This window comes from Colwellia hornerae (assembly GCF_007954355.1).
GTDB lineage: Bacteria > Pseudomonadota > Gammaproteobacteria > Enterobacterales > Alteromonadaceae > Colwellia_A > Colwellia_A hornerae.
On sequence record NZ_VOLR01000018.1, the window covers coordinates 31,427 to 46,417 of the forward strand.

The window sequence follows — 14,991 nt, forward strand, 5'->3', positions numbered from 1 at the left end:
TTTAAAAATAACATATATTTAATTACGATTAGACCCTATATATTAAATCATTATTGTAAATTTAGATTTTATAATATATTTAGTGTTAAAAATTAATCTCTTTATTTCATTTATCTGTTAATTAATTCATAAGAAGACCATCCAGAAATACATTGTCTTTAGTCTAAATACTTGTAATATGTAACCTTATAAGTATGTTTACAGTTATCAATCAGCTGCAGTATTTTTAGATTGTCTAGAGTATGTGGTAAGCCAAATCATTAGGAAGTTGTTTATGGAAAACTATACCAACCCAAAAAATGCACAAGTCATTAATGTTAAAGGTGAAGTTCACACCAATGTGGCTGTAAACACTCTATTACAAGTTGGTGATGTCATTGAAGCAGGCACCGTTCTTAATCTAATCAAAGGCAGTGAAATTGTATTGGCTTTTGCTGATGGAAGTCAGCATCGAGTCTACAGCTACGAGGGTGAGTCGGTTAATGATATTCGTGTAGACATAGTTCCAAATGATGACAATACAGGAACAGTTGATAATAACGATATAAATAATATTCAAAATGAAATTTCAGCCATTCAAGATTTAATTGATTCTGAAAGTGATGCTGAGCTTCCTGAAACAACTGCTGGTCTTACTAGTAATGAAGGAACAAGTTTTGTCACAGTAAATAGAACAGGTGATGAAACGTTAGCGCAGGCTGGATACGATACAACAGAACAAAATAATGCTTCTGTTTTGTCTACTGATTTAGATAACGACAATAATAACAATAATTTTGCCTTATTTGATGGTAATGAAACTGTCAGTGTCACAGAGGATACATCAGTCACAGGTAATGTGCTGGAAAATGGTGCTAGTGCTGGTGGTCCATTAAGTGTGATTAATTTTACTGTTGATGGCAATACTTTTGAGGTGGGCGAAGCAGTTAATCTAGCAGAAGGTGAACTTACCTTAAATGCAGACGGTAGCTATACTTTTGTACCCGCTGATAATTTTAATGGCAGCGTACCAGTCGTCAACTACACCGTTACCGATGGTGCCGGTAATACCGATAATTCTACTTTAACAATTTTAGTAACACCCGTCTCCGATCTTACTGATGCGGATGAAACCGTTACAACAGCAGAAGATACCTCAGTTTCTGGCAATGTGCTTAATAATGCCGAAACTGCAGATGGTCCACTCATCATTACGAGCTTTACTGTCGACGGAAATACTTTCAATGCAGGTGAAACAGTTACTCTTACCGAAGGTGAATTAACCTTAAATGCTGATGGTAGCTATACTTTCACACCTGCTGATAATTTCAACGGCGCTGTGCCGGTTATTAGTTACATCGTTACCGATGGCGCAGGAGATACAGATAGCTCTACTTTAACGATTTCAGTGACACCGGTTTCTGATCTCACTGACAGTAATGAATCGGTAACAACAGCAGAAGATACCGCAATTTCTGGCAATGTGCTTGATAATGCAGAAACTGCTGATGGTCCATTAACAGTGACCAGTTTTACTGTTGATGGCAATACTTTTAATGTCGGTGAAACGGTTACTCTTACTGAAGGTGAGTTAACCTTAAACGCAGATGGTAGCTACACTTTTACACCTGCTGATAATTTCAATGGTGCTGTGCCCGTTATTACTTACAATGTTACCGATGGTGCAGGAGATACAGATAGCTCTACTTTAACAATTTCAGTGACACCGGTTTCTGATCTCACTGACAGTAATGAATCGGTAAGAACAGCAGAAGATACCGCAATTTCTGGCAATGTCCTGGATAACGCAGAAACTGCAGACGGTCCATTAACAGTGACCAGTTTTACCGTTGATGGAAACACCTACAGTGCCGGTGACACGGTTACTCTTACCGAAGGTGAGTTAACCTTAAATGCCGATGGTAGTTATACCTTTATACCTGCTGATAATTTTAATGGCAGTGTGCCCGTGATCAGCTACATCGTTACCGATGGCGCTGGTGATACCGACAGCTCTACCTTAACGATTTCAGTAACACCTGTCTCCGATCTTACTGATGCGGATGAAGCGGTTACAACAGCAGAAGATACCGCAATTTCTGGCAATGTGCTCGATAATGGCAACAGTATTGAGGGCACATTAACAGTGACCAGCTTCACTGTTGGTGGCAATACTTTTAATGCCGGTGAAACGGTTACTCTTACTGAAGGTGAGTTAACCTTAAATGCCGATGGTAGTTATACCTTTACACCTGCTGATAATTTCAATGGTGCTGTACCCGTTATTACTTACATTGTTACTGATGGTGCAGGAGATACAGATAGCTCTACTTTAACGATTTCAGTGACACCGGTTTCTGATCTCACTGACAGTAATGAATCGGTAACAACAGCAGAAGATACCGCAATTTCTGGCAATGTGCTTGATAATGCAGAAACTGCTGATGGTCCATTAACAGTGACCAGTTTTACCGTTGATGGAAACACTTACAGTGCCGGTGACACGGTTACTCTTACCGAAGGTGAGTTAACCTTAAATGCCGATGGTAGTTACACTTTTACACCTGCTGATAACTTCAATGGCGCTGTGCCAGTGATCAGTTACACAGTGACTGACGGTGCTGGTGATACTCAGAGTTCAACTCTAACAATTTCTGTGACACCTGTTTCTGATTTAAGTGATGATAGTGAATCTGTCACGATAGATGAAGATACAACCGCGACAGGCAATGTCCTTGATAACGCAGAAACTGCAGAAGGTCCGTTAACCGTAACGAGTTTTACCGTTGATGGTGATGCTTACAATGCGGGTGAAACAGTTACTCTTACTGAAGGTGAGTTAACCTTAAACGCAGATGGTAGCTACACTTTTACACCTGCTGATAATTTCAATGGTGCTGTGCCCGTTATTACTTACAATGTTACTGATGGTGCAGGAGATACAGATAGCTCTACTTTAACAATTTCAGTGACACCGGTTTCTGATCTCACTGACAGTAATGAATCGGTAACGACAGCAGAAGATGCCGCAATTTCTGGCAATGTCCTGGATAACGCAGAAACTGCTGATGGTCCATTAACAGTGACCAGTTTTACTGTTGATGGCAATACTTTTAATGTCGGTGAAACGGTTACTCTTACCGAAGGTGAGTTAACCTTAAATGCCGATGGTAGTTATACTTTTACACCTGCTGATAATTTTAATGGTGCTGTGCCTGTTATTACTTACATTGTTACCGATGGTGCAGGAGATACAGATAGCTCTACTTTAACGATTTCAGTGACACCGGTTTCTGATCTCACTGACAGTAATGAATCGGTAAGAACAGCAGAAGATACCGCAATTTCTGGCAATGTCCTGGATAATGCAGAAACTGCTGATGGTCCATTAACAGTGACCAGTTTTACTGTTGATGGCAATACTTTCAATGCAGGTGAAACGGTTACTCTTACCGAAGGTGAATTAACCTTAAATGCAGACGGTAGCTACACTTTTACACCTGCTGATAATTTCAATGGTGCTGTGCCGGTTATTAGTTACACCGTTACTGATGGTGCAGGAGATACAGATAGCTCTACTTTAACGATTTCAGTGACACCAGTTTCAGATTTAAGCGATGATAATGAGACTGTTACTGTCGCAGAAGATACATCAGCGACAGGCAATGTCCTAGATAATGCAGAAACGGCAGATGGACCTTTAACCGTAACGAGTTTTACCGTTGATGGTGATGCTTACAATGCCGGTGAAACCGTTACCCTCACTGAAGGTGAATTAACTTTAAATGCCGATGGTAGTTATACCTTTACACCTGCTGATAATTTTAATGGTGCTGTGCCTGTTATTACTTACATTGTTACCGATGGTGCAGGAGATACAGATAGCTCTACTTTAACGATTTCAGTGACACCGGTTTCTGATCTCACTGACAGTAATGAATCGGTAACGACAGCAGAAGATACCGCAATTTCTGGCAATGTCCTGGATAATGCAGAAACTGCTGATGGTCCATTAACAGTGACCAGTTTTACTGTTGATGGCAATACTTTCAATGCAGGTGAAACGGTTACTCTTACCGAAGGTGAATTAACCTTAAATGCAGACGGTAGCTACACTTTTACACCTGCTGATAATTTCAATGGTGCTGTGCCCGTTATTACTTACACCGTTACTGATGGTGCAGGAGATACAGATAGCTCTACTTTAACAATTTCAGTAACACCAGTTTCAGATCTTAGCGATGATAATGAGACTGTTTCTGTTGCAGAAGATACGCCAGCGACAGGCAATGTCCTAGATAATGCAGAAACGGCAGATGGACCTTTAACCGTAACGAGCTTTACTGTTGATGGGAATACATACAATGCCGGTGAAACGGTTACCCTCACTGAAGGTGAATTAACCTTAAATGCAGACGGTAGCTACACTTTCACACCAAATGATAATTTCAATGGTGCTGTACCTGTTATTACTTACATTGTTACCGATGGTGCAGGAGATACTGATAGTTCTACTCTAACAATTTCAGTAACACCTGTTTCAGACCTTACTGATGATAATGAGACTGTTACTGTTGCAGAAGATACGCCAGCGACAGGCAATGTCCTAGATAATGCAGAAACGGCAGATGGACCTTTAACCGTAACGAGCTTTACTGTTGATGGTGACACTTACAATGCCGGTGAAACGGTTACTCTTACTGAAGGTGAGTTAACCTTAAACGCAGATGGTAGCTACACTTTTACACCTGCTGATAATTTCAATGGTGCTGTACCTGTTATTACTTACATTGTTACCGATGGTGCAGGTGATACTGATAGTTCTACCTTAACTATTTCAGTAACGCCAGTTTCTGATCTTAGCGATGATAATGAGACTGTTACTGTTGCAGAAGATACAACCGCGACAGGCAATGTCCTTGATAATGCAGAAACTGCTGATGGTCCATTAACAGTAACGAGTTTTACCGTTGATGGAAACACCTACAGTGCCGGTGACACGGTTACTCTTACCGAAGGTGAGTTAACCTTAAATGCTGACGGTAGCTACACTTTTACACCGAACGATAATTTCAATGGTGCTGTACCTGTTATTACTTACATTGTTACCGATGGTGCAGGTGATACTGATAGTTCTACTCTAACAATTTCAGTAACGCCAGTTTCTGATCTGATCGATGATAGTGAAACGGTCACAATAGCAGAAGATACAACCGCGACAGGTAATGTCCTAGATAATGCTAACAGCGTTGATGGTCCGTTAACCGTAACGAGTTTTACTGTTGATGGTGGTACTTACAATGCCGGTGACACTGTTACTCTTACCGAAGGTGAGTTAACCTTAAATGCCGATGGTAGTTACACTTTCACACCAAATGATAATTTCAACGGTGCTGTGCCAGTGATCAGTTATACAGTGACTGACGGTGCTGGTGATACACAGAGTTCAACTCTAACAATTTCTGTGACACCTGTTTCAGATTTAACCGATGATAATGAGTCGGTTTCGGTTGCAGAAGATACGCCAGCGACAGGCAATGTCCTAGATAACGCAGCATCTGTAGATGGACCACTCACCGTCACTAGCTTTACTGTTGATGGTGACACTTACAATGCCGGTGAAACCGTTACCCTCACTGAAGGTGAACTCACTTTAAATACCGATGGTAGTTACACTTTCACACCAAATGATAACTTCAATGGTGCTGTACCAGTGATCAGTTATACAGTGACTGATGGTGCTGGTGATACTCAGAGTTCTACCCTAACAATTTCAGTAACACCGGTTTCTGATCTCAGCGATGAAAATGAATCTGTCACGATAGATGAAGATACAACCGCGACAGGTAATGTCCTAGATAATGCAGAAACGGCAGAGGGTCCACTGACCGTCACTAGCTTTACTGTTGATGGAAATACTTACAATGCAGGTGAAACAATTACCCTCACTGAAGGTGAATTAACCTTAAATGCAGATGGTAGTTACACTTTTACACCTGCTGATAATTTCAACGGTGCTGTACCCGTGATCAGTTATACCGTAACTGATGGTGCTGGTGATATTCAGAGTTCAACCCTAACAATTTCTGTGACACCAGTGTCTGATTTTACTGATGATAATGAAACGGTTACGATAGCAGAAGATACACCAGCAACAGGTAATGTCCTGGATAATGCTAACAGCGTTGATGGACCGTTAACTGTAATGAGTTTTACTGTTGATGGAGATACTTACAATGCCGGTGACACTGTTACTCTCACTGAAGGTGAGTTAACTTTAAACGCAGATGGTAGCTACACTTTCACACCTGCTGATAATTTTAATGGCAGTGTGCCCGTTATTACTTACATTGTTACCGATGGTGCAGGTGATACACAGAGTTCTACCTTAACAATTTCAGTGACACCAGTTACAGATTTAAACGATGATAATGAAACGGTCACGATAGCTGAAGATACACCAGCGACAGGCAATGTGCTTGATAATGCAGAAACTGCTGATGGTCCTATGACTGTCACTAGCTTTACTGTTGATGGAAATACTTACAATGCCGGTAATACCGTTACTCTCACTGAAGGTGAACTCACTTTAAATGCAGATGGTAGTTATACCTTTACACCAAGTGATAATTTCAACGGTGCTGTACCAGTGATTAGCTATACCGTGACAGATGGTACTGGTGATACACAGAGTTCTACTCTAACAATTTCAGTGACGCCTGTTTCAGATTTAACCGATGATAATGAGACGGTTTCGGTTGCAGAAGATACACCAGCGACAGGAAATGTGCTCGATAATGCAGAAACGGCAGATGGACCGTTAACCGTAACGAGTTTTACCGTTGATGGTGATGCTTACAATGCGGGTGATACTGTTACCCTCACTGAAGGTGAATTAACCTTAAACGCTGACGGTAGTTATACCTTTACACCTGCTGATAACTTCAATAGCGCTGTGCCAGTGATCAGTTACACAGTGACTGACGGTGCTGGTGATACTCAGAGTTCTACCCTAACAGTATCAGTAACACCAGTTTCAGATTTAACCGATGATAATGAGACTGTTACTGTCGCAGAAGATACAACTGCAACTGGTAATGTCCTCGATAATGCTAACAGTGTTGATGCTCCGTTAACCGTCATTAGCTTTACTGTTGGTGGTGATACTTACAATGCAGGTGAAACGGTCAATTTAGCCGAAGGTGAATTAACCTTAAATGCAGACGGTAGCTATACCTTCACACCAAATGACAATTTCAACGGTGCTGTGCCAGTTATTACTTACATCGTTTCCGATGGTGCCGGTGACACTCAGAGTTCTACCCTAACAATTTCTGTGACGCCAGTGTCTGATTTAAGTGATGATAGTGAAACGGTTTCTGTTGCAGAAGATACAACTGCAACTGGTAATGTCCTGGATAATGCTAACAGCGTTGATGCTCCGTTAACCGTAACGAGCTTTACTGTTGATGGTAATACTTACAATGCCGGTGACACTGTTTCCCTCACTGAAGGTGAACTCACTTTAAATGCAGACGGTAGCTACACTTTCACACCAAATGATAATTTCAATGGTGCTGTACCTGTTATTACTTACATTGTTACCGATGGTGCAGGTGATACTGATAGTTCTACTCTAACAATTTCTGTGACGCCAGTGTCTGATTTAAGTGATGATAGTGAAACGGTTTCTGTAGTAGAAGATACACCAGCGACAGGCAATGTCCTGGATAATGCTAACAGCGTTGATGGACCGTTAACGGTAACGAGTTTTACTGTTGATGGTGATACTTACAATGCAGGTGACACTGTTTCCCTAACTGAAGGTGAACTCACTTTAAATACCGATGGTAGTTACACTTTCACACCTGCTGATAACTTCAATGGCGCTGTACCTGTTATTACTTACACAGTGACTGACGGTGCTGGTGATACTCAGAGTTCTACCTTAACAATTTCAGTGACACCAGTTTCTGATTTAACCGATGATAATGAAACAGTCACGATAGCTGAAGATACACCAGCGACAGGTAATGTGCTTGATAATGCAGAAACTGCAGAAGGTCCGTTAACCGTCACTAGCTTTACTGTTGATGGTGATACTTACAATGCCGGTGAAACGGTTACTCTTACCGAAGGTGAACTAACCTTAAATGCAGACGGTAGCTACACTTTTACACCAAATGATAATTTCAACGGTGCTGTACCTGTTATTACTTACATTGTTACCGATGGTGCTGGTGATACTCAGAGTTCTACTCTAACAATTTCTGTGACACCAGTGTCTGATTTAACTGATGATAATGAAACTGTTTCTGTTGCAGAAGATACACCAGCAACAGGTAATGTGCTTGATAACGCAGCATCTGTAGATGGACCACTCACCGTCACTAGTTTTACCGTTGATGGTAATACTTATAATGCAGGTGATACCGTTACCCTCACTGAAGGTGAACTAACCTTAAATGCCGATGGTAGTTATACCTTTACACCGAACGATAACTTTAATGGCAGCGTGCCAGTGATTAGTTACACAGTGACTGACAGTGCTGGTGATACCGAAATATCATCATTAACAATTTCAGTGACACCAGTTTCTGATTTAACCGATGATAATGAAACGGTCACGATAGCTGAAGATACACCAGCGACAGGTAATGTGCTTGATAATGCAGAAACTGCAGAAGGTCCGTTAACCGTCACTAGCTTTACTGTTGATGGTGATACTTACAATGCAGGTGAAACGGTTACTCTTACCGAAGGTGAACTAACCTTAAATGCAGACGGTAGCTACACTTTTACACCAAATGATAATTTCAACGGTGCTGTGCCAGTGATCAGTTATACAGTGACTGACGGTGCTGGTGATACACAGAGTTCAACTCTAACAATTTCTGTGACACCTGTTTCAGATTTAACCGATGATAATGAGTCGGTTTCGGTTGCAGAAGATACGCCAGCGACAGGCAATGTCCTAGATAACGCAGCATCTGTAGATGGACCACTCACCGTCACTAGCTTTACTGTTGATGGTGACACTTACAATGCCGGTGAAACCGTTACCCTCACTGAAGGTGAACTGACCTTAAATACCGATGGTAGTTATACTTTCACACCTGCTGATAATTTCAACGGTGCTGTACCAGTGATCAGCTACACAGTTACTGATGGTGCTGGTGATACACAGAGTTCTACCCTAACAATATCAGTAACACCAGTTTCAGATTTAACCGATGATAATGAGACTGTTACTGTCGCAGAAGATACAACTGCAACTGGTAATGTCCTCGATAATGCTAACAGTGTTGATGCTCCGTTAACCGTCATTAGCTTTACTGTTGGTGGTGATACTTACAATGCAGGTGAAACGGTCAATTTAGCCGAAGGTGAATTAACCTTAAATGCAGACGGTAGCTATACCTTCACACCAAATGACAATTTCAACGGTGCTGTGCCAGTTATTACTTACATCGTTACTGATGGTGCCGGTGATACTCAGAGTTCTACTTTAACAATTTCTGTGACACCGGTTTCTGATCTTACTGACAATAATGAAGTTGTCAGCACCAATGAGGACACCAGCGTAAGTGGTAATGTCTTAGATAATGGCGCAAGCCCTGACAATCCCTTATCAGTCACTGGTTTTACTATTGCAGGTGTCACTTATACAATTGGTACAACAGCGTCATTAGTGGAGGGTGAATTAACCTTAAATGCTGACGGTAGCTACACTTTTTTACCTGCTGATAATTATAACGGTGGTGTACCTGTAGTAACTTATACCGTGACAGATGGAGCTGGTGATACCAATGAATCAACATTAACAATTAATGTTGACGAGGTTGATGATCTAACCGACACCACTGCAGATATAAACAGTACATCAGAAGATACGACCTTAACGGTGAATGCGATTAACGGCGTGTTATCAAATGATAGTGATATTGATGATGTATTAACGGTTGCAAACTTTAGTGTAGATACTGGAATAGGCGGACAGACTAGTTTTGTCGCCGGTCAAACAGCCGTGATATTAGGTGTGGGTAGTTTAACCCTTAATGTGGATGGCGGTTATACCTTTGTGCCAGCGGACAATTATTTTGGTGTAGTGCCCGTGGTGACTTACACCACGAATACAGGTGTGAGTGATACTTTAACATTAACCGTAACACCAGTGAATGATCCACCCGTTGCAGAAGATGATGGTTTTAATATTGATGAAGGGGAAAGTGTTTCAGGGAATATTATATCTCATCATGATGGTGATGGCGTCATCGATACTGATGGTGGTGACGGTTCAACATTAGTGATTACTCATATTAATGGTGTCGAACTAATCTTTGAAACAGATGGCTTTGCTGTTATTAACGTCGAAGGAGGAATTTTAAGTATTAATGCTAGTGGTGACTTTACTTATCAAAATAGTGAAGGCTTTGTTTTAGGTGCTGATTTCCCAAGTTTTGAATACAGCTTAAGTGATGGTATTGATACCGATACAGCAACAGTAACTATTAGTATTAATGACTCGGCTCCTGTTGCCGTAGATGATAATAATGGTATTGAATATGACGACAAAAACGGAGACGGAACTACAAATAGAGCAGAAGGTATTAAAGGCAATGTCATAAAAAGAGGTAGTAGTGGGGACAACAGAGATACTTCAGTTGATGGCACCGTAACCTTAATTCAATTTGAATATGAAGGACAAGTATACATTTTTGATACTAACAACACTTCTTACATTATAGATACGGGGTTTGGTACTTTTACTATGTATGATACAGGGAGGTATGAGTTCCGTTTACCAGTAGGGACTGATACTAATCTTATTCCTCCATCAATTGAAATTTTCTATACCATTCAAGACGGTGATACGGTTAATCCTGAAACAGATAATGCGACTCTAACCATTTATTTTGAAAGTGCAAATGCTAACAACGCCAACGATACTAATGAAGAGAACTCTGCTTTTTCTGACGGCGAACTTATCGACTTGTCTTTTAGTGAATCAACTACCAGCCAAGCTGTAAACAATGAAGGTTCAAGCCTTGCAACTGATTATGATTTAAGTGATCTTTTGGTGCAAAGCCAAAGTGAGAGCATAGGTGAAACATTTATGTTGAATGAACTTTCACAAAGCGACATAAATACAGATCAGGAAAGTGAAGTTACAGCTATCTTTGCAGACGAAAACTTGACCTTAGAAAATATTGATCAAGTAGATGTGCTATCGAATACTGAAACAATAATCACCAATAACTTCTTAAACAAAGGTGTAACATTGAACAGTGATGCGTCATCAGAAGTTGTAGCATTACCCATTGAACTCGACACTTCAGACCAGATATAGTTAAGTCGAGCAAATTAAGCATAAAATATAATAATTACAATGAGCTAATGATAAAGTTTTTTCAAAAATCATTAGTTCATCAGCTTATTTAAGGGATCAAATACTTCGTGCAATCAACAGAGCAACAGTCAACTCAATGGACAATTAATGCTTCACAGAAGTTAAGTTCAGACCCTTTGTTAGACAGCTTAGTGCTTATAACAGAGCATTATGGTAATCCGTGTTCTGCTGAAGCGCTTTCAGCAGGCTTGCCGCTTACAGGCGCAAACCTAACACCAGAACTTTTACCTCAAGCGGCTTCTCGCGCAGGGTTAAGTGCTAAATTGGTGCGCAAAGGTCTAAATGAATTACCATCAATGCTGTTGCCTTGCATTTTGATGCTAAAAGATAAAAAAGCTTTAGTATTACAAGAGCTTAATGTTGAAAAAAATATAGCTACGGTTTCTTTACCTGAAACCGGCGGTGAAGAACAGCTGACGATAGAGGAATTAGAATCAAGTTTTGTTGGTTATTTATTTTTAATAAAGCAGCAATATCGGGGCGATAGAAATTTTGATGTTCATCTTAATAGCTCAAAAGAACATTGGTTATGGCAGAAAATTAAGAATACTTCATCGATATACCGAGATGTGATTATTGCTTCAGTTATGATCAATATTTTTGCCCTAGTATCACCACTTTTTGTGATGAATATTTATGACAAAGTTATACCTAACCTTGCTTTTGAATCACTATGGGTATTAGCGATTGGAGCCGGTATTGCTTATATTTTTGATTTGATTTTAAAGCAACTTCGCGGTTATTTAATTGATGTTGCGGGTAAAAAGATTGATATTGAAGTTTCTTCAAAACTATTTGCTAAAGTTATCGGTATACCGCTAGAAAAACGCTCACCAAGTGTTGGTGGAATGGCTAAGCAGCTAAGTGAATTTGACAGTGTTAGAGAATTTTTGTCTTCTGCGACAATAAGTGCGTTGGTTGACTTACCTTTTGCTGTACTTTTTATGTTTTGTATTTGGCTTGTTGCCGGTGACCTAGTGATGTTTCCAATTATCGCCTCAATACTTATCATTAGCTATACATTGTTAAATCAATCTAAACTGCGTAAAGCGATAGAAGAAAGTAATAAGTTTTCGGGTTTAAGGCATGGACATCTAATTGAATGTTTAAGCGCATTAGAATCTATTAAAGCTAATGGCGCAGAAGGTGTTGTGCAAAGAGCATGGCAACAAATGGTTGGTCACACTTCTACCTGGTTACTAAAATCTAAAATGATCACTAATTCGGTGTTGAATTTTGCTAGTTTTATTGTACAAATATCAGTAGTTGCCGTTGTCGTGTTAGGTGTGTATCGGGTCTCAGAAAACTTAATATCTATGGGGGGAATTATAGCGGCGGTTATGTTAACTGGTCGTGCTATATCTCCTATTGCTAAGCTTGCTGGCTTAATGACGCGCTCTAATCAAACCTTAAGTGCTTTAAAACAACTTGATACCTTAATGGAGCAAGAAGGCGAATTTGAAGACAAAGCTCATTTAGTGAGTCGGACAAAACTCAGTGGTAATATACATGCTGAAAATATCAGTTTTAAGTACCCTAATGCAGAAAGTGATTCTTTGCTACCAATGTCTGTAAAAATTAAGCAAGGGGAAAGAATAGCCATTGTCGGTCATAATGGTTCGGGTAAAACAACGCTGGCTAAATTATTGCTTGGCCTTTATCAGCCAAGCAAAGGTAGTATACAATTTGATGGTTTGAATCATCGACAAATTCACCCAAGTGATCTACGAAAAAACATCGGTTATCTACCACAAGATATTGTCTTATTCCATGGTACCATTCGCGACAATATCCTATTTGGTACTCGTCAAGTAACCGAATATCAACTTATTAGAGCGGTTCAATTATCTGGTGTAAGTGCTTTTACCGATCATAATAGCCAAGGTCTTGACCAACAAGTTGGGGAAAGTGGTAGTGCATTATCACGTGGTCAAAGACAATCAATTGTTTTAGCAAGAGCGATATTAAATTCACCACAAATATTACTTTTAGATGAGCCAACCGCGAGTCTTGATGCTCGCGCTGAAAAGAAGTTTATTGAAGCAATCAATGCAACGGCAAAAGATCGCACGATGTTATTAATTACCCATAAAATGGATTTACTGAAATTGGTTGACCGTATTCTAGTTTTAGATAAAGGCAAATTGATTATTGACGGTCCAAAAGACAAAGTATTAGCGCAACTCAAAGGCGAGAAGTTAAATCAAGAGGCGAGCTTATGAAGGTTAGTCAACAAGACCTAGAAATGGCTGACGATGTTTATGGTGCAATGTTAACAGAAGTACCAAGTTTACATCGATTGACTATTTGGGCGATGGCCACATTACTTTTTTGTTTTCTTGTTTGGTCATATTTTGCAGCACTTCAGCAAGTTACCTCAGGCATGGGCAAGGTAATACCTTCAACTCAAGTACAAATTATACAAAGTTTAGATGGTGGTGTTTTACAAAAACTCTTTGTTCAAGAAGGTATGCAAGTTATTAAAGGGCAACCGATTGTAAGTATTGATGATACGCGTTTCAGATCAGATTTTGCAGAACAAAAGCAAGAAGTTAGTAGTCTAAGAGCGAATGTTATTCGTCTCAGAGCCGAGCTTTCAAGCGTATTGATTGGTATTAGCGAAAGTTGGCAACGGCAAATAGAAATAAATATAAAAGTGCCTGTTTATCCAGAAGATCTGCAACAAAACGCTAAATTCATGGTTGAAAGACAACAAGAAGAATACTCAGGAAGGCTAGACAATTTAATCAACCAATTGGCAATACAAGCCCAACAAATACAACAAAGGGAACAAGAAGTTGCTGAATTAGTGTCTAAAATTAACACCTTAAAAATAAGTTATAAAATAGCCAGTAAAGAACTTGATTTAACACGACCGCTTGCAGAAAAAAATATTGTTTCAAAAATTGAACTGTACAAATTAGAACGTAGTGTAAATGAGCTTAAAGGTGAATTAAGTGCCGTACGTTTATTAGCACCAAAGTTAAAATCTGCCATACAAGAGTCAATATTAAATCGCCGTGAAACAGCACTTGCTTATAGAACAGAAGCGAGATCACAGCTTAATGAATTAGAAAATAAATTATCTCGTATTAATGAATCACAAGTGGGCGCACAAGATAAAGTGACTAAAGCATTAATTTTATCGCCGGTTGTTGGTACAATAAAAACCATACACATTAATACATTAGGTGGAGTAGTAAAGCCTGGTGAAACAATCGCAGAGATTGTACCCACAGAAGATAAATTAATGGTTGAAGCAAAAATAAAGCCTAGAGATATTGCCTTTATTTACCCTGGCTTACCTGCAATTGTTAAAATTACCGCTTATGATTTTACACGATATGGGGGCCTGACCGGTAAAGTAGAGCATATTAGTGCAGATACCACCCAAGACGAAGAAGGGAACAGTTTTTATCTTATTAGAGTACGTACCGATGCTTCTAGTATTAAAAATAAAAATGGTGAAGCAATGCCTATTATCCCTGGTATGTTAACCGAAGTAGATGTTATTACGGGTAAGCGAACAATTTTAGAATATATTTTAAATCCGATATTACGGGCGAACGAGGCTGCACTGAGGGAACGGTAAGTCTTGGCTA

Annotated in this window: 3 protein-coding genes; all 3 read left to right on the forward strand. The window is 39.8% G+C overall.

Annotated features, from left to right (window positions below; translation table 11 throughout):
• Window positions 1-274 precede the first annotated feature (274 nt).
• The 3 genes from ESZ26_RS13200 (at window position 275) to ESZ26_RS13210 (ending at window position 14,981) form a co-directional block, all read left to right on the forward strand.
• Window positions 275-11,329: a tandem-95 repeat protein gene (locus ESZ26_RS13200; RefSeq protein WP_146799948.1), complete on the forward strand. Its 11,055-nt coding sequence runs from the start codon at window positions 275-277 to the stop codon at window positions 11,327-11,329.
• Window positions 11,330-11,436: 107 nt separating this feature from the next.
• Window positions 11,437-13,611: a type I secretion system permease/ATPase gene (locus ESZ26_RS13205; RefSeq protein WP_146799949.1), complete on the forward strand. Its 2,175-nt coding sequence runs from the start codon at window positions 11,437-11,439 to the stop codon at window positions 13,609-13,611.
• Window positions 13,608-14,981, forward strand: coding sequence for an HlyD family type I secretion periplasmic adaptor subunit (locus ESZ26_RS13210; RefSeq protein WP_146799950.1), 1,374 nt, complete (start codon window positions 13,608-13,610; stop codon window positions 14,979-14,981). The genes ESZ26_RS13205 and ESZ26_RS13210 overlap by 4 nt, the downstream gene beginning before the upstream one ends.
• The last annotated feature ends 10 nt before the right edge of the window (window positions 14,982-14,991 follow it).